Source organism: Zooshikella harenae (genome assembly GCF_018837975.1).
GTDB lineage: Bacteria > Pseudomonadota > Gammaproteobacteria > Pseudomonadales > Zooshikellaceae > Zooshikella > Zooshikella harenae.
The window spans coordinates 23122-40799 of record NZ_JAGSOY010000013.1 but is presented as its reverse complement, the minus strand read 5'-3'; the positions used below and the strand labels follow the sequence as shown (position 1 = coordinate 40799).

General features: G+C 40.8%; 15 protein-coding genes and 3 tRNA genes. 4 read left to right on the top strand and 14 right to left on the bottom strand.

Features of this window, described 5'->3' with window-relative positions; all coding sequences use genetic code 11:
• Positions 1-170: 170 nt before the first annotated feature.
• The 8 genes from KCG35_RS07900 to KCG35_RS07865 form a co-directional block, all read right to left on the bottom strand.
• Entirely contained in the window at positions 171-584 is a 414-nt protein-coding gene (locus tag KCG35_RS07900; RefSeq protein WP_215819142.1) for a CBS domain-containing protein, read from the bottom strand.
• Positions 581-931, bottom strand: coding sequence for a P-II family nitrogen regulator (locus KCG35_RS07895; RefSeq protein ID WP_215819141.1), 351 nt, complete (start codon positions 929-931; stop codon positions 581-583). Before KCG35_RS07895 ends, KCG35_RS07900 begins: the two co-directional genes overlap by 4 nt.
• The gene (locus KCG35_RS07890) at positions 931-1725 is read right to left on the bottom strand and encodes a DUF1538 domain-containing protein (RefSeq protein WP_215819140.1); all 795 of its coding nucleotides are present in this window, start codon (positions 1723-1725) and stop codon (positions 931-933) included. The genes KCG35_RS07895 and KCG35_RS07890 overlap by 1 nt, the downstream gene beginning before the upstream one ends.
• Positions 1713-2462, bottom strand: a complete 750-nt coding sequence (locus KCG35_RS07885) for a DUF1538 domain-containing protein (RefSeq protein ID WP_215819139.1) — start codon at positions 2460-2462, stop codon at positions 1713-1715. Before KCG35_RS07885 ends, KCG35_RS07890 begins: the two co-directional genes overlap by 13 nt.
• Positions 2463-2727: 265 nt before the next feature.
• Positions 2728-4059: a dicarboxylate/amino acid:cation symporter gene (locus KCG35_RS07880; RefSeq protein WP_215819138.1), complete on the bottom strand. Its 1332-nt coding sequence runs from the start codon at positions 4057-4059 to the stop codon at positions 2728-2730.
• A 469-nt stretch (positions 4060-4528) separates the two neighbouring features.
• Positions 4529-4605, bottom strand: a tRNA-Met gene (locus KCG35_RS07875).
• Positions 4606-4672: 67 nt separating this feature from the next.
• A tRNA-Met gene (locus KCG35_RS07870) sits at positions 4673-4749 on the bottom strand.
• A 67-nt stretch (positions 4750-4816) separates the two neighbouring features.
• A tRNA-Met gene (locus KCG35_RS07865) sits at positions 4817-4893 on the bottom strand.
• Positions 4894-5107: 214 nt separating this feature from the next.
• On the opposite strand from KCG35_RS07865, the gene KCG35_RS07860 reads away from it, so the two are divergent.
• Positions 5108-8011 carry a hybrid sensor histidine kinase/response regulator gene (locus KCG35_RS07860; protein WP_215819137.1) on the top strand — a complete coding sequence of 968 codons (2904 nt, stop codon included), beginning with the start codon at positions 5108-5110 and terminating at the stop codon, positions 8009-8011.
• On the opposite strand, the gene KCG35_RS07855 is transcribed toward KCG35_RS07860, so the two are convergent.
• Both KCG35_RS07855 and KCG35_RS07850 read right to left on the bottom strand, forming a co-directional pair.
• The gene (locus KCG35_RS07855; RefSeq protein ID WP_215819136.1) at positions 7935-8591 is read right to left on the bottom strand and encodes an endonuclease dU; all 657 of its coding nucleotides are present in this window, start codon (positions 8589-8591) and stop codon (positions 7935-7937) included. The two genes, KCG35_RS07860 and KCG35_RS07855, sit on opposite strands and share 77 nt — an antisense overlap.
• A gap of 491 nt (positions 8592-9082) precedes the next feature.
• Positions 9083-9760: a response regulator transcription factor gene (locus KCG35_RS07850; RefSeq protein WP_215819135.1), complete on the bottom strand. Its 678-nt coding sequence runs from the start codon at positions 9758-9760 to the stop codon at positions 9083-9085.
• A 263-nt stretch (positions 9761-10023) separates the two neighbouring features.
• Here KCG35_RS07850 and dinB point away from each other — a divergent pair, with 263 nt between their 5' ends.
• Complete coding sequence (gene dinB, locus KCG35_RS07845) at positions 10024-11112, top strand: DNA polymerase IV (RefSeq protein ID WP_215819134.1); 1089 nt, start codon at positions 10024-10026, stop codon at positions 11110-11112.
• A 321-nt stretch (positions 11113-11433) separates the two neighbouring features.
• Here the strand turns inward: dinB and KCG35_RS07840 are convergent, their stop codons facing one another.
• Both KCG35_RS07840 and KCG35_RS07835 read right to left on the bottom strand, forming a co-directional pair.
• A complete protein-coding gene (locus tag KCG35_RS07840; protein ID WP_215819133.1) occupies positions 11434-11811 on the bottom strand; it encodes a DUF3461 family protein in 378 nt (125 codons plus the stop codon).
• A gap of 23 nt (positions 11812-11834) precedes the next feature.
• The gene (locus KCG35_RS07835) at positions 11835-12266 is read right to left on the bottom strand and encodes a universal stress protein (protein WP_215819132.1); all 432 of its coding nucleotides are present in this window, start codon (positions 12264-12266) and stop codon (positions 11835-11837) included.
• On the opposite strand from KCG35_RS07835, the gene KCG35_RS07830 reads away from it, so the two are divergent.
• Positions 12258-12446 (top strand): hypothetical protein, encoded by a 189-nt coding sequence (locus KCG35_RS07830; RefSeq protein ID WP_215819131.1) that lies wholly within the window; start codon positions 12258-12260, stop codon positions 12444-12446. The two genes, KCG35_RS07835 and KCG35_RS07830, sit on opposite strands and share 9 nt — an antisense overlap.
• Positions 12447-12554: 108 nt before the next feature.
• Here the strand turns inward: KCG35_RS07830 and KCG35_RS07825 are convergent, their stop codons facing one another.
• Both KCG35_RS07825 and KCG35_RS07820 read right to left on the bottom strand, forming a co-directional pair.
• On the bottom strand, positions 12555-15149 hold the full coding sequence (locus KCG35_RS07825; RefSeq protein ID WP_215819130.1) for a TRAP transporter permease: 2595 nt from the start codon (positions 15147-15149) through the stop codon (positions 12555-12557).
• Between the two features lie 105 nt (positions 15150-15254).
• Positions 15255-16238: a TAXI family TRAP transporter solute-binding subunit gene (locus KCG35_RS07820; protein WP_215819129.1), complete on the bottom strand. Its 984-nt coding sequence runs from the start codon at positions 16236-16238 to the stop codon at positions 15255-15257.
• A gap of 434 nt (positions 16239-16672) precedes the next feature.
• Between KCG35_RS07820 and KCG35_RS26915 the strand changes: the two genes are divergently transcribed.
• Entirely contained in the window at positions 16673-17668 is a 996-nt protein-coding gene (locus KCG35_RS26915; RefSeq protein ID WP_215819128.1) for a glyceraldehyde 3-phosphate dehydrogenase NAD-binding domain-containing protein, read from the top strand.
• Positions 17669-17678 lie beyond the last annotated feature (10 nt).

The following is a 17678-nucleotide window of genomic DNA, read 5'->3' as shown; positions in this document are numbered from 1 at the left end:
CGTGTTAATTTTCAACGAATGGATGGCTGGTTAGGAAAACATTGGGTTTTAATTTCAGCCCTGTTAAGTATGTTAGTGTGTTGGTTGTTTTTGTTATCAGTAGTTTAGTTTCTATAGTTGCATTCACTTTCACAGAATAATGTTTAGCATTGTCGTTTGAGCTTATTTTTTTAGGTATTAGGTGGTGTCGAACACAGTCCATGAAGCACAATTTCTTGGTAGGTAATGATGCCAATAACTTGTCCATCTTGGATGACGGGTGCTGTGGATAGACCAAAGCGGTCGAAGAGTCGGGAGCAGTAGCGAATATCCATATCCGGGTCCACACTGAGTACAGGTTTAGACATAATTTCGTAAACATTAACTCGCTCTGGTGCTCGATCCTTAGCAAGCACATTTTTAGCAATATCCGCTAAGACAACAATACCGTATTCATCATTCTCATGACGCTTTTCAACAATAAGGGTATGTGCATCAGCCTGGCGTAAACTATTAATTGCCTCCCGAACAGTTTTTAGCCCATTAATTTTCAGAAAATTGTCTTTCATAATATCTCGAACACGAATGAGTGTGGGCTTGCTCATAATGCCTGCTCTACTTTATTGGTTAATTCATCGATTTGGTGGGCAACACCCACTGCATCTTCAACATCCAACTGAATAGCAATACCTGTGCCTGGCGAGGTATCAAACTCTCCTGCAATGGCAATTTGTTCAAGAATCTTACGGCTAAGGTGTTCTTCAACCAAAAAGAGTAAAACATCTCGTTGCGTTTCCAGTGAGAGCCCTAAGAATGTTTTAGTACCAGAAAGTCCTTCACCACGCGCGTTGTTAATCAGCGTTGAACCTGTGGCTCCTGCTCCACGTGCTGCTTCTATAACAGCATTTGTCTTTGAATCATCGACAAATGCAACAATTAATTTAAAGTGCATTATTCAGCTCCATGCTTGCTCTGTTTATTCGCTTTACGTTTAATCCAGTAGTCTACTAATTGAGCGTAAGCCATCACTGTTATCATGGGAAATAAACTGGCAAAAGCAATAAGGCCAAACCCATCTATCAGTGGACTACGGCCAGGGACAGTTTCTGCAAGGCCCAGCCCGAGTGCTGTGACTAGGGGTACCGTTACAGTAGATGTTGTAACACCTCCTGAATCATAGGCTAAAGGAATAATGAGTTTAGGGGCAAAGTAGGTTTGTATAATGACAATAATATAGCCTGCCACAATAAAATAATGAATGGGCAATCCTGTCACGATACGATAGGCCCCCAGCCCAATACCGATGGCTACACCAATTGCTACTGCAACGCGTAAGCTCCAGGCATGAATGCCTCCACCTGATACTTCACTAGCCTTTATAGCAACAGCCATTAAAGAGGGTTCGGCAATCGTCGTGCTAAAGCCAATAGCAATTGCAAAGAGGTAAACCCAATAATAATCCTGCCAAGTTAGTGGAGAGCTTCTGTTGCCATCTGGCGCCAAAAAATCGATAGCCGTTAATTGCTTTGCCATTAATTCGCCTAATGGAAACAGAGCATGTTCTAAGCCAATAAGAAATAATGTTAGGCCAACAATAACGTAAATAAATCCAATTAATACCCGACGAATGTTGGGTATAGGACGGCGTATAACAAAGTGCTGAAAACCAAACAAAATGATAGCGATGGGAAGGACATCTCTCATCGTTACAAAAAAGCTAAGAAAAAAATCTGTTATCCAAGCCATTGCACCACCATACCAAATATCATGACAAAAATAATAGGGAAAAGTGACGCAAAAGCGATGAGTCCAAAACCGTCAATTAAGGGATTTCGACCTTTAATAGCCGAGGCTAAGCCTACACCTAACGCAGTGACGAGTGGTACAGTGATAGTTGATGTGGTGACGCCACCGGAGTCATAAGCAATGCCAATAATTTCTTGTGGCGCTACTAGGGTTATCAATGTGACGATCACATAGCCGGCGATCATTAATAAGTGTAAAGGCCAGTTTTGTAGTATTCTCAGTACCCCTACCATAATAGCGATACCAACAGATAGTGCGACTGTAAAGCGCAACCCATAGGCATAAGCGTTTTGAGCCTGTTGATTGAATGCAATAATACCTTCTTCTGCTGCGACTTCTGCTGCTTCTTGACATACAGAAATAAGGGCGGGTTCAGCGACAGTTGTGCCAAAGCCAAGTGCAAACGAAAATGCAAATAGCCAGGCTAGACTGCCTTTATGAGCCAGTGCTTTTGCCATTGTTTCCCCAATTGGGAAAAGCCCTGTTTCCAGGCCATGTATAAATAATGTAAGACCAATAAGAACACACAGTAATCCCCCCATAAGTTGCCAAAAGTGGGGAAGAGGTTGTTGAAGTACAAAAAGTTGAAAAAAAGTGACAACGAGGAGAATGGGAGTGAGATCGCGGAGGCTGCTAAGGGTGGATTTTACAAGCGCAATAAGTCCCGTATACAGCATAAATGATCCTGGTATGCTTTATGTGTTGTAGATATCACTATACATCCTCATGAAAAATTATACCTGCCATCACATGATGGTAGCAAAATTATGATGTTGACTCATAAGGACATCTCTAAAAATGCACTTTTTTAGAGGTGCCCATAAGTTAAGCAATGGAGCAGGTATTTTATTGGGGGGTGAGAAGAGGTTGTAGACTGAAAAAAGGTAAAGGTAAAAAATGGTTGAAAGCAAATGCTTTCAACCCAATGTTATTTATACAAGTCTACTGTAGGGTATTTTCAGTATTGATAGGCTCATTTTTAGGCTGATCGCTATCACTCTCTGATGTACTTGCGGCGGAGCTTTCACTCAAATAGGTTTCTAGGTTTAGTTCCTGCTCACTTTTGCTAATCAGCATGGTAACCATAAGATCACCACTGACATTAACCATTGTTCTGGCCATATCCAATATTCGGTCAATACCTGCAATGAGTGCGACCCCTTCAACGGGTAATCCGACAGTGGTTAATACCAGTGTGAGCATGATTAAACCTGCACCAGGTACACCCGCTGTACCAATTGAAGCTAAGGTTGCCGTGGTGATAATGGTTAAGTAGTCTGCAACGCTAAGGTCAATACCAAAAGCCTGAGCAACAAACAGAGCCGTTACACCTTGGTAGAGCGCTGTACCGTCCATGTTAATGGTTGCCCCCAACGGTAGTACAAAGCTGGAGATTGATTTGGGTACTCCTAGCTTTTCTTCACTGCAGCGTAAGCTGACGGGAAGCGTTCCTGAGCTACTGGAGCTGGTAAATGCAATGGATTGTGCATCGATGATTTTCTTAAAAAAGTGCCCTGGATTTAAACGACCGATAAGGCTGATAAAGAGGCCATAACAACCATAAATGTGCAAAGCACAGCCAATATAGACGGCAACAATGACAATCATTAGCTTTTCTAATACCGCTAGGCCATAACTGCCAGCGATTGATGCCATCAGTGCAAAAACACCGTAGGGAGCCAATTTCATGACCAGACTTGTGAGCTTGTACATTGCTTCGGCAAGACTGGTAAATACAGCAACTGCAGGTTGGCTTTTTTCGCCAATTAAGTTCAGAGCAACACCTAAAGCAGCGGCAAAAACAATGATTTGAAGGATTTTACCAGAGGCGAGAGCCGCGACAGGATTTTGTGGCACCATGCTGACGAGGGTATTGATAAAGGAGGGGGCATCTTGAGTGGCAGCCTGCTCTTTAGCCACAAGATCCATACCTGCACCAGGCTCAAACAAGGTGCCAATCAATAGACCTAATGAAATGGCAATGGCTGTGCTAATAAGGTAGAAAGCAACAGCTTTAATGCCAATGCGGCCCATTTTTTGCGAATCTTTAATAGAAGTAACACCAACAATTAAAGAGCAAAATACCAATGGCACGATGAGCATTTTGATCGCGTTAACAAACAAGGTACCAATGGGTTTCAGCACAGTAGCTGAGGGGCCTAGTGTGATGCCAACTACAATCCCTAATGCCATACCTGTCACTATTTGTTGCCAAAGGGCAAGTCTGCTCCAGATACGCCAGGGAGTAAGCAGTGGGTTTGATGTTGCCGACATAGGCTACTCCAGTTGTTTAGTCTCAGTATATCGGTACTTCAGGCAATTCTTGTGAAGAATTTTTAGGTGGGTAGTCGGTGTACAACATATTTGTTATAGGTGTTTCCCACTATCTAAAGGCAAGAAAGTAGGTATGGAGCACATGCATGTGACAGCCCCTAAAAATAATTCACTTATGAATAAGCGTAAAGTACAGAGTTTTGGTGAGTTATTAACCAGCGCAATAGTAAGCGTTAAGGGCTAAAGTGCTGGCTGATACACATCAAGAAACCTTGATTCAATGGAGTTGTGTGTTAAAAGTCAAGCATTAGCATAGATTTAACCTATTGATTAACAATAGCTTTATTAGGTCTATTAAAATCAGTTTGGAAAAAATAGGAAAAATCTGAATAGCTTATGGAGAGTGCAAAAGTATTATTTTAACGTTAGTGGAGATTAAAATAGAGTGAGAAGATTTATAACGTAAAGTTGGTAGCGGGGGCTGGATTTGAACCAACGACCTTCGGGTTATGAGCCCGACGAGCTACCATGCTGCTCCACCCCGCATCAAAGTTACTACCCTGTTTACACGAAAAAAACACTATTTATAAAGTACTAAGTAGATAGTTAATGTTGGTAGCGGGGGCTGGATTTGAACCAACGACCTTCGGGTTATGAGCCCGACGAGCTACCATGCTGCTCCACCCCGCATCAAAGTTACTACCCTGCTTGCACTAAAAAAACACTATTTATAAAGTGTTAAACAGATAGTTAATGTTGGTAGCGGGGGCTGGATTTGAACCAACGACCTTCGGGTTATGAGCCCGACGAGCTACCATGCTGCTCCACCCCGCACCAAATTGAGTTGCGTATTATAGGTAGAAAAAAACTACCGTCAACCTTTTTTATTCATTTTGTCTTATATCTTATATAAGCATGTCAACTTTGAACACAATATAATCTGAACGATTAAGGTTGATGGCAAGAGAACAAGGGGACTTCTATACTCTCGGGTAAAGAAAAAGGAAAGAGAGAAAGACCTCATAGGTTATGTCCCATGGAAGGTACAATGAAATTGCTGTACGCAAGCTTGTTAATTGTAACTTTGGTTGCTACAGGTTTTCATATTTATAGCCACAAAAGCTCTCACTGGCATAATAAACAAATTGAAGAACTTCTAGGTCTTGAGCGTAATATTGCTGAGTTGACTACACAAATTGTATTAATTCGGTCTTCAAATTTTAGTCATAAAGTCACATACAGCCTATCATTGGAAGATTTTAACAAAAGGTTGCGTAGTTATTTGCGGGCTGCTCCAGCGAGTTTTTATTTTGCAGATGATTCAAGGCTACAGTTTAAACAGTTATCGTCGTCACTTTCGGCATTAAGTGAAGATTTTGCTGCTTATTTGTCGTTGGTTGATGAACTTACCCATGCTACCTTGCAAATTCATCAACTCAATCAGCAGTATTTAAGAAAAAATTATGAGCTTTCAATTCATGCATCAGAGATTGAAGGATTAATGCTCGTTTATCAGCTTGAGCATCAAATGAATATCAAGCAGGCTATAGATAGAAAGATTGCGTTCTTAGAGGCAATTTCGAGGGAAGAAAAATTCACTGCATGGCAACGATCACTCACTGTTTTTTTACAATACGCGCGTTTTATCTCTAAAAATGGTGTTACAGCCGATCGTTTTTTAGATCGCCTAATGACGAATAAGTCTTTTAAGTCGCTTCTGGATAGGATTGCTTACCATGAAAAAGAAATTTATAACAACCAGCGACATGAAGTTATAACATTTATGCTGTTTTTTTTGGCTATTTTTATTTCGATCATAACGATTATTTACTCTAAAAATAAGGGGTTGCAGAAGCAAACGCTGCTAGCTAAGCGGGCTGCACAAGCGAAGAGTGAATTTATGGCTAATATGAGCCATGAGATTCGGACACCAATGAATGCCATCATAGGGTTTACAGGGTTGGCGCTACCGTTAGCTTCAGATATTAAGCTTCGAGATTATCTGGAAAGAATAAGAACGGCTTCTGATGCGTTATTAATGTTGATTAATGATATTTTGGACTTTTCTAAAATTGAGGCCGGAAAACTTAATATTGAGCAAGTCGCATTTGATTTGAATGAGCGCCTCGATGTTTTGTGTGGTATGTTTTCAGATATTTCTGCGTCAAAGAAAATTGAAATGGTTGTACATAATGCAACCCATTTGGATAAATGGTTACGTGGTGATCCTCTACGACTTTCGCAAATACTGATTAATTTAACCAGTAATGCGATTAAATTTACTGAAAATGGACAAATATTGGTTCTTGTTAAATGCTTAAAGTTTGAAGGAGACAGCAACCAAATTGCGTGGCTTCAGTTTGAGATAAAGGATACAGGTATTGGTATTAGTGAAGAACATCAGCAACGGTTGTTTGAAGCTTTTAATCAAGGTGATAACTCTACAACTCGAAATTATGGTGGAACGGGGTTAGGGCTTACGATTTGTAAGCAGTTAACAGAGCTAATGGGAGGTGAAGTAGAGGTAAAAAGCCAATTAGGTAAAGGCAGTACTTTTATTGTCCGGTTACCTTTTGAACTTGTTGAGTCGCCATGTGATACCGCGTTTTATCACATGGTTGGATTGGTTAAAGGTTGTAAGGTACTTATTCTGGATGATGATCCCAATTTTGCTGAAGTTGTGATTGATATACTTAAGCACTTTGGTGTGCATTCATATTACGACTCGTCGGGGTTAGCGGCTTTGGATCGGCTAACTAATGAGCATACTGACATAGATGTTTTATTAGTTGACTGGGGAATGCCTGAAATGAATGGGGTGGATTTTTTGCATGCTTTAAAAGAGCGGTTACCGGAATTTAATAAACCCATCATTATTATGTCTGTATATGAGCGTATTGAATACATTGGACAAAAACAAACAGCATTAAATTGCAGTTGTTTACCGAAACCATTCTCGTCTATAGCCTTATTGAAAGCACTTATCCATGCTTTACAGTTGGAACATTTTTTAGAGTTACCTCATGCTGATAAAGAAAACTATGATGGATTGTTTGGTAAAAGAGTGCTTTTAGTTGAGGATAATAAAGTTAACCAGCTATTGGCTTCAAAATTACTTAGAAATGTCGGTATTATTACAGATGCAGTGGATAATGGTGAAGAAGCATTCATAAAACTGCAGACGCAATTTTATGATGCTGTACTGATGGATATCCAAATGCCGGTAATGGATGGTTACCAGGCGACTCAACAAATTAGGAACCATTTTTCTAAAGATGCGTTGCCTATTATTGCAATGACTGCCAATGCTATGGAAGGTGATCGGGAAAAAAGCTTGGCGATGGGGATGAATGACTATTTGACCAAACCTATTCAAAAAGAGGTGTTATATCGATGTTTATTACATTGGTTGACTACTACAGATTCTAGGGAAAAGGCATTTTCCGAGCTTCATTATCCTGATGGGATTAAGGCTACAAAATATACATTAAATGAGGAAAACCAGGAGATTTTGAACGAGCGTAAAGATATTTTACCAAGAAAAGAACATCTTCAGCTTGTATCAGTCGAAAACAAGGCGTTGAGAAGTTTAGTGCAACCGTCTCTAGCATTACTCAATATAGATGATGCCATGGCGAGACTCGATGGAGACTGCGCAATGTACTGTTCTTTACTTGAGCTATTTTCAGAAGATTTTTCTATAGCACCTACACAGTTGAAGAATTTGGTAAAACAAAAGAATTATAATGAAGCACTGGCGTTGGCACATAGTATAAAAGGTGTCGCTGCAAATATTTCAGCGCAACGGTTATATAGACTGACAGAGAGCATTGAGCGTCAACTTAAAGAGGAAAGTCCAAATTTAACGACACTACTTAATGCTTTTCAAGTCTGTCATCAGCAAACGATGGAAGCAGTGCAGTCGTATACGGCATCTGTTGCAAATGCTTAGTAGTCGATGAATGTCCAGTTTTAACTGCAGAGCCAATGAGTTGAGCAAGTCTTAAGACCTCCGGTATATTGCCTTGCTCAGACAACCGATGAAGTGTCGCTGCAGCAATACCAGGTGAAGTACCTTGTACATGAAAATAAAAGTCACCACTTTTGTGTATATTGCCAGCTTTACACATAGTCGCAAAACGTTGGTGAGTGTCTGATAAATGCGTTAAGGCGGTTTGAATGGCTCTCATATTGGGCAATTCGCGCATGACGGAGATACAAGGACGCGCTAGCCATTTTGTTAAAAGGGGTAAGTCAATAATATTGAGTCCTGCCATACTAATGCCATCAAATAAAATGACATTAACATGAGGATAAAACGGGCTGTTGACCAGTTGTTCAGCAAGTATTTCGGTAGCATCCATTCCATTTAACGTAACTTCACTCCATAACATGCCTTCAAAACGTGTATTTAAGCAAACAATGCCACTAATGTTCACTTTATTATCTTGATTATGATTGAAAGGCGTATCGTAGTAACCGATAGCTCTAATCGACTTGTTGTATTGAAGTAAAGCCTCAAGTGTCTTCATAGGGTACAGGTATTTGTAGTAGTACTTCTTATGTTATCGTTATAGTTCAGCAAAGCAGCATCACTTAAAATCTTGAATAAACGTATGCTATAGGGATAACGATTAACTGATTACGGCATACCAATCGACTTTCTAAAAGATTAGCACAGGGATAACTAAACAGAGGGCTAGCAAAGTTGTATTGATAGACTGTTGAGTTGTTTCGTATACGGTATTTTGTAGCATGCATTCCAGTGTATATGGAGGTCCTTGCAAGAGCCATTTTAAGTGAAAAAAAGGCTCTTAGCATTTATTAAGTTGCTTTAACTCCTGTGGCATAAAGTCAGGTTGGTACTATTAGGTATATTATTTTTATGAGTCGTTGTAAAACTTAAGTATTTAACATGTTTGTTCTTCTGATCAAGATAGAAACAATGTGTCTTATTTATGGTGCTGAATAATCTGCATCCCTGTAGATTATTATGGGTAATCCTCTATACAATAAACTTGGCTTAACTTCCCATGATGCTAAATAATGCTGGATTTTCGAGTTTTAATTGCTTGATTGCAATAACGGCTTGAGTACGATTACGTACGCCCAATTTTTTGAAAATTGCTGTTGCATGTGCTTTTATAGTCGCTTCAGATAATTTTAACTCGAAGGCTATTTGCTTATTTTGTTTACCTTCAGTCAACATTGAGAGCACTTTATATTGTTGAGGTGTTAGTGTTGCTATTTGTTCAGCTAGCTTTTCTTGGTGCGGGTCGTTCATGAGTTGCTGATGCTTGTCGATTGTCTCGGGAATCCAAATACTGCCATTCAATACAGTTTGAAGTGCGGTACAAATGGTGTTCAAGGAAGACGACTTAGGTATAAAACCAGAGGCCCCATAGGTGATGGTTTGTTGTATGACTTGAGGTTCTTCTAGTGCAGAAACAATAATAATAGGGATATGTGAGTAGTTTCCTCGAAGAAAGAGCAGCCCTGAGTAGCCATGAGCACCAGGCATGAATAAATCTAATAGGATTAAATCTATCTGAGGTTGTTGTTCGAGTATGTGTTGCAGATTATCAATGCTTTCTGCCTCAATCAGATCGGTATTGCTGACACCAGTAGTAACTGCTTGGCGAAGTGCAGTTCGAAATAAAGGGTGATCATCGGCGATAACTATTTTATAGTACTTTTGCATTCCAAGACCTCGTGTGGCGATTTTGAGACCACGGTTTTCCCTTATAAAAAATCACGGTAATTATGTATTAAAAGTGCGCATAAATGTATCCTTTTTTAGAAGATTTTATAGGGTGTTTTGTGTGTTGATTATTGGCTTAAAGTTAACTGTGGTATGACAGTGGAAGGCTGCAAACACTGGTTTTAGGTATACAATAAAATTAATAAGGAGTTGAGTAGACATTAGTGTGATAAATATGCTGTTGATTATTGAGGCTGAAACCTATGCTTGAATCTCAAGACCGCAAAATAATCCATATAGATGCAGATTGTTTTTTTGCGGCAGTAGAGATAAGGGAAAATCCGAAATTAGCAGGGCGTCCAGTTGCTGTTGGTGGTTCCCCTGAGCGACGGGGTGTCATTGCAACGTGTAATTATGAAGCACGCCAATTTGGCGTTCACTCAGCCATGGCATCAGCCAAAGCGTTGCAACTCTGTCCAGGATTGGTCATTCTAAAACCCAGAATGTCACTTTATCAACAGGTCTCTCAACAACTTAGGACTATTTTTTTTGAATATACTGATAAAGTCGAACCACTCTCGCTCGACGAAGCCTATTTAGATGTGACATCAAGTTCACAATGTAGGGGTAGTGCAACATTGATGGCGCAGGCTATCCGTCAAAAGGTGTGGGAAAATGAACATATTACTGTGTCAGCAGGTGTCGCACCCAATAAGTTCTTAGCTAAAATTGCCAGTGACTGGCAAAAGCCTGATGGTTTGTTTGTCCTTTCCCCAGAACAAGTTAATGATTTTGTCTTAAAATTACCTGTTTCCAAGTTGCCTGGCGTAGGAAAGGTTACTGCCAAAAAAATGCATCAGTTGGGGGTTACTTCGTGTGAAGACTTACAACAGATAAACAGCGCAAAGCTAAAACAATATTTTGGTGTCTTTGGTGAACGTCTTTATTTGTTAGCTCGGGGGGAGGATCAACGACCTGTACAGCCTTTTCGTCGACGTAAATCGTTGAGTGTTGAGCACACATTTAGTCAGGATTTACCTGATTTGCCAGCGGTACAACAGTCAATGTCTAACTTATTCGAAGCGCTGTGTGAACGGTTAGATCGAAGCCTAGATGAAGGCTATGAGATGAATAAGCGCTTTATTAAACTTAAGTTTAGTGACTTTACTCAAACAACATATGAAGAGCGTTGGATTGGTCAGGACTCATCACAATTGTCATTGGCGACATTTCAAACACTAGCAGAGCATGCTTTTAAGCGTGGTGAAGGTAAAACGGTACGATTAATTGGTATTGGCGTTGGACTTAGAGATCGACACATGGACTGTGGTGAGCAGTTAGTTCTTTTTTAAGAATACATGTTGATATTTGCTATTGGTAGTTTGTGGCTGGCAAGACTGCGCCTTGGTTATGAAAAGCAGAGTTATGATTAGAGGGGGAGCAGTGAGTCTATTAAGTGCTATACCAAAAGCAATATACCCTTCACAAATCATTTTTAGGCTTTGTTGTCAGCATTCTTCACCCCAGTCACTGAATATAAGCTCCTGGGGTTTCATTTCTTGACGGCTGTGCCTAAAAACCCTTTATTATGGGTATACATAAATAGACTCACTTTGTAGGTGAACACAAGAACAGCATTTATAGCAACTAAGTTTATTCCAATCGTTAAGGCGCTATAGTCTGTTCAAGTCATTTTCGATTTCTGAAATTTTATGGGCAACTACTTTTTCCAAGTGACGAAGGTCATCAAGAATTTTCTTTTTTAAATCCTTCATATCCTTTTCCTGGTTGGTAATTTGGTCCAGTTCTTCAACCACTTGACGTAAAATAGGCGAAATTTCAGTGACATTCTTATACTTGTGAGTACCACTATCTACAAGAACTGTTTTCTTTTGCCGAGGATATTTAAACTTTTCACTACGCGCAAAAAGAGCACCTCTCTCTTTTTTATAGTAGATTTTTAGCGTGTCATAATCAGCTTCTGAGCGCAGCGAATATTTTTCAATTCGGTCATACTGGGTTATACCCATTCCTTTTAAGTGTTCGTACATGACATCACCTTGTAAAACAATGATTATTCTTTGATCACCATTACGTTAGTTTTGGCATGCTCAACAACTTTGGATGCGACAGATCCTAAGAAGAACTGACCTACCTTTCGACCACTATGACTGGAAATTACAACGAGGTCGATGTTCTCCTTTTCAATTTCTTTAAGAATCTGTTTATGAGCACTGCCCTCGCCAACGCCAAATGTGACATTAATATCTTCAGGGATGTTTGCTTTTGCATAGCCCTTTAACTTCTGCTTGAGTTCAGTTAAGGCCTTGAGCATAACATCTTTAGGAAAGTAGCTTGATACCATAGGCATATTAAAACCAGGTATCGAGCTAAAGAGGTGAAGGGTAGCATTATGAGCTTTAGCTTCAGTAATGGCTGCCTTGAGTGCTTTTTTTACCAGGGCAGTTTCATTCATATTAAGAGGGAGCAGTATTTTTTGGTACATTGGGCGACCTATAAAACAGCAATGTGTGCAAGCCGAGTACTTGGTTCTATTATATCTGGTTTACGTCTAAATATGGCTGATCATTTTTATGGACGTTGTCATTTCAGTAATAAAAAAAAACCACTGAAGCAGTCTCATCCATTGAGAGAATGCCGCAGTGGCATGGGCCGTTTGCCCTAGTCCTGAAATTCATCTCGCTCTTCGAGAGTAGGTGACTTGCTGTTAATAATCAATACGTAGAACAGCGGATTCGGTTTCGGATAAACGGCAGTCGTAGTTAAATTTTATTTAAGTAGTTACCTTGGTAAGTGATACTCTTCGTCTTCTTTTTTGTAGTCCAAAGATAATCGCTAGTAAGAGTAGTGCTGGTATGTACATCCACTCTTTAGCAGGTCGGTTGTTGGGTAACTCTATGTATAAGATTTCCCAGTCAAAATCGATGCCTGCTTTAGCTGCAGGGCTATCAAACTCAACATTATCGACAATCACTTTATTGTCATTGGTGACAACTTCAATACCCGCATGAGCAAGTCGATTTGCGCCATCAGCCTTTTCACCGAGAGGCAGCAGAACTGTTTTTTCTACCACATCGCCATCAAAGGTTTCGCCTGCTACCCGCATTCGTAGTTGGTTATTTTCGGGTTGTTCTGCTGCAACAGTCGTAATTTCGGTTGCAGAAGTATGTAGGAATGGAGGGTAGAACTCGTCCCACCAGAATCCTGGTCTGAATAAAGTGAATGCAACAAGAAGCAGTCCTAAGGTTTCATACCAGCGTGATTTTATCAGCCAGTATCCTTGGGTTGCTGCGGCGAAAATTAACATTGCCATTAAGGCGCCAACTACCGTGATGATGAGTTCAAGTGGACTATCAATTCCAATCAGCAATAGTTGCGTATTAAAGATAAACATGAAAGGCAAAATGGCTGTACGAATATCGTAGATAAACCCTTGGATACCTGTTCGAATGGGATCACTTTGTGCAATGGCGGCTGCAGCAAAAGCCGCTAATCCCACGGGTGGAGTATCATCAGCCAAAATACCAAAGTAAAACACAAATAAGTGCACGGCAATCAGGGGAACGATAAGCCCATTTTGTGCGCCAAGTGTCACAATAACCGGTGCCATCAGTGTTGATACCACAATATAGTTGGCTGTTGTGGGTAAGCCCATGCCAAGAATGAGACTGATGATCGCAGTAAATATCAGGATCAGCAGAATACTACCGCCAGAAATAAACTCGACAAATTCAGTCATGACCAAGCCAATGCCTGTTAGGGTAACCGCACCTACCACAATACCTGCTGCGGCAGTGGCTACACCAATACCAATCATGTTGCGTGCACCATTGGCTGTGCCATGGAAAAGGTCATGAAAACCTTCAACCAATGGTTTGTGCAAGTCAGCTTGTTTTCTGAATGCAGCTTTGAGGGGCTTATGCGTTGCTGCAATGACAATCATAAATACCGTTGCCCAAAATGCAGACAAGCCAGGTGAAAAGCGTTCAACAGTAAGACACCAGACTAATACAACAATAGGGAGTAAAAAGTACAGGCCACTTTTTACAGTGGGACCGACTTCAGGCATGCTAACTAATGGTGCATTGGGATCATCTATTGCCAGCTCAGGGTATTTTGCTGAATAGGCGACAAGTGCAATATAGCCAGCACATACAGCTGTACCAACAGTCCAAATAGCATAGTCACCCAGTACATCTTTTACCCAGCCAATGCCAAAGTAAACTGCAGCACTCATTATACATAGCAGCAAAAATGAGCCTGTAAATGAGAGCAATGAACGGACAAAGTTTGAAGGGTGGCGTCTAGGCAAACCTTCCATACCTGCTTTTATTGCTTCAAGGTGCACAATATAGAACAAGGCAACATATGAAATCGCAGCTGGTAGGATGGCATGCGTGATGACTTCAATATAGGAAATACCCACATATTCCACCATAAGAAAAGCCGCTGCCCCCATGATAGGTGGGGTAAGCTGACCATTGGTGGATGCTGCTACCTCAATTGCACCTGCTTTACTGGCTGGAAAGCCAACCCGTTTCATCAGAGGAATCGTAAAAGTACCCGTTGTCACCACATTAGCAATGGATGAGCCAGAGATAATACCGCTTAATCCAGAAGAAACGACAGCTGCTTTAGCAGGGCCTCCACGTAAGTGGCCTAATAGTGAGAAAGCTACTTGAATGAAATAATTTCCTGCACCAGCTCGGTCGAGTAGGGCGCCAAAGAGTACAAACAAAAAGACGAAGTTTGTTGCTACACCTAGTGCGACCCCAAAAACACCTTCTGTTGTAATCCAGAAGTGTGAAAGTGCTTTATTTAAGCTTGCACCTTTATGGGCGATAACATCCGGCATGTAAGGCCCAGCAAAAACATAAACTAAAAAGACACTGGCAACCACCATCAGTGGGGGGCCTAATGCACGACGTGTAGCTTCAAGCAGCAGTAACATGCCAATGCCTGCCATAACTATGTCAGCAGTTATGGGTGCACCTGCACGTGACGCAAGTTCATCTTTGAAGTGCACCAGGTAAAACGCACTGGCAGTTCCCAAAATTGCAAATAACCAGTCTGTCCACGGAATATAAAAGCGTGGAGAGCGCTTAAATGCCGGGTAGGCAGTGAAAGCTAAGAACAGAGCAAAACATAAATGAATAGCTCTTGCTTCAGACGCATCAAAAACACCAAACCCTAAGTAATAGGGAATGGGAGATGCAATCCAGAGCTGAAATAATGACCAACAGATTGGCACTAAAAACAGTAGTGATCCCGTCCAATTTTGAGGGACTCGAGCACCACTGTCAGCTTCTGCGACCATTTGCTCTAGATTGGCATCAAGCGTCTGACTGGATTCTTTCGTATTTGTCATAATTACTAGCCTGTCATTACGAAAGCGGAAAATATGTCTGGCGCTTGGCCGGGGAGTTTAATAGTTATTGTAGTCTTATCCCCGGCTCGAGAAGGGAGAGCAAGATTATTTGATCAAGCCCACTTCTTTGAAGTATTTAGCTGCGCCCTCGTGTAAGGGTGCGGAAAGTCCATTTTTAGCCATACTTTCTTTCGTCAGACTAGAAAAAGCCTGATGAAGCCTTTTGAAGTCATCAAATCCTTCAAATACCGCTTTTGTAAGTTGATAAATAATTTCAGGACTGGTTTTGGTTGAAGAGACAATTGTTGCTGCAACACCAAACGTTGGAATGTCCTTGTCGTTCCCTTGGTATAATCCTGCAGGAATGACGCTTTTTGCATAGTAGCTGTTATCAGCTAACAGCTTGTCGATGACTGGACCCGTTACAGGAACAACCATAGTTTCACATGCCGTTGTTGCTTCTTTGATTGAGCCACTTGGGTGACCAGCAACAAACACAAAGGCATCAATTTTGTTATCACACAGAGCACCAGCCTGTTCTGCAGACTTTAACTCAGACGCGAGTTTGAAATCTTTTTTAGTCCAACCATACTTTTCCATTAGTAACTCCATGTTGGCACGTTGACCAGATCCTGGGTTACCAATATTCACTCGCTTGCCTTTTAGGTCTTTAAATGTCTTGATGCCTGCGTCTTTACGAGCTACAACAGTGAATGCTTCAACGTGTAAAGAAAAGACAGCGCGTAAGTCTTTGTAAGGACCCTGAGCTTTAAATTCGCTGCTACCATTATAGGCATGGTATTGCCAATCTGATTGGACGACACCAAAGTCTAGCTCACCTGCTCGCATAGTATTCAAGTTATAGATTGAGCCTCCTGTACTCTCTACTGAGCAGCGAATTCCGTGTTTTTTACGACCTTTATTCACTAATTTACAAATAGCACCACCGGTTGGGTAGTAAACACCTGTTACTCCCCCTGTACCAATTGTAATGAACTCTTGCTTGGCAAAAGCCGAGGTGCTGGTTAGGCAGGTTACCGCTAGGCTGGCACCTATCACTCCAAAGGACAGTTTTTTTAGTATTGACATGTTTACCTCATCGCGTTGTAGTTATCTTGGCTTGCGTTGTTGGTGCAAATTATCAGCAAAAACAAATATTTTCTGAGTTGAAGTTACTCAGAAAACTGCAAGACGAGGCCCTTTTTTTAGAAAGAGCACGACTATAATGACCAATATAGGTAAACCACTATAAGTACTTTTACTTACTTGTGGGTAAAATGTGGCCAATACATAGAAAATAACAATTATAATTTTCTAATTTTTTACTATTTGAAAATGCATTTCTGCGACAGTTTACCTGTTTTAGTTAAGTATGTATTTTTGGGTAAATCTATTAGATGTTAGGGAGCAATTAAAGATTGCTCTACTTGGTCGTCAGCGTTACGCTTAGCGTTTGTATCAAATTATTTGGGTAATGATGAAAAGACAGCCAGCTGATTGGACAGTAAATTGGAGAATTTAGTGTGACAGTACGTGTCGGATTACACGGATTTGGTCGCATGGGGCGTACTGCCTTACGTGCTGCCTGGAGCTGGCCAGAACTGGATTTTGTTCATATAAATGACAGTAGTATGGAGCCTTCGCTTGCTGCTCATTTATTAGCTCATGAAGACTCAAATGTTTCCTGGAAAGATATACACGTTACAGATAACATTGAATTAAGCATTGACGACCAGTGTCTTGGATTTACGCGCCACACTTCAATTCTGGATGTAGATTGGCGAGGGTTTCAGGTTGATGTTGTCATCGTGTGTGATGAAAGTACAAATGATATATCATCCATAAAACAATTGCTTTCAAAAGGTGTGCGAAAAGTCGTTATTGCTGGGGCGATGCATCATAATGTACTGAATATTGTGATGGGGGTTAACGACTATTTATATAATGCTTCAGCACATCACTTGGTGGCTACAGGGCATTGGTTGACACAATCATTTGCACCTATTTTGAAAGTATTACACGATGGGTTAGGGGTATCTCATGGAGCTGTTTCTGTTGCTAAACCTTTAATCCCTTCTTCACAAGACTATGATCCCATTGCTTGTCGTTTCCGGCATCCTGGCAATGCAATCATTCCTCAGCGGCTTGAGAAAATACATACTAAGCTCATTTTTCCTGAGCTGGCAAATCGATTGAACTGTAATATTATTCACTTACCACTGTATGGTGCCTCATATGTGGAAGGTACTTTTGAAGTGAGTTGTAATACAACAGCAGAAGAGGTTGGCAGTCTTTTTGTAAAGGCTGCCAATGGACTGTTAAGAGGGATTATGCGAGTGGATGATAATAATTTAGTTTCTACTGACTTTGCTCATGGTCCATTTTCGTGTGTCATTGACCTGCCGGCATTGAGTGTTGTCGCAGGTACACAGGTCCGTGTATTGGCTTGGTGCGATTTTGAAGTGAGCTTTTGTCAGCGATTAATGGAGTTAGTTCGTAAAGTGGGTATGTCTATTTAGAGTTGCTCTT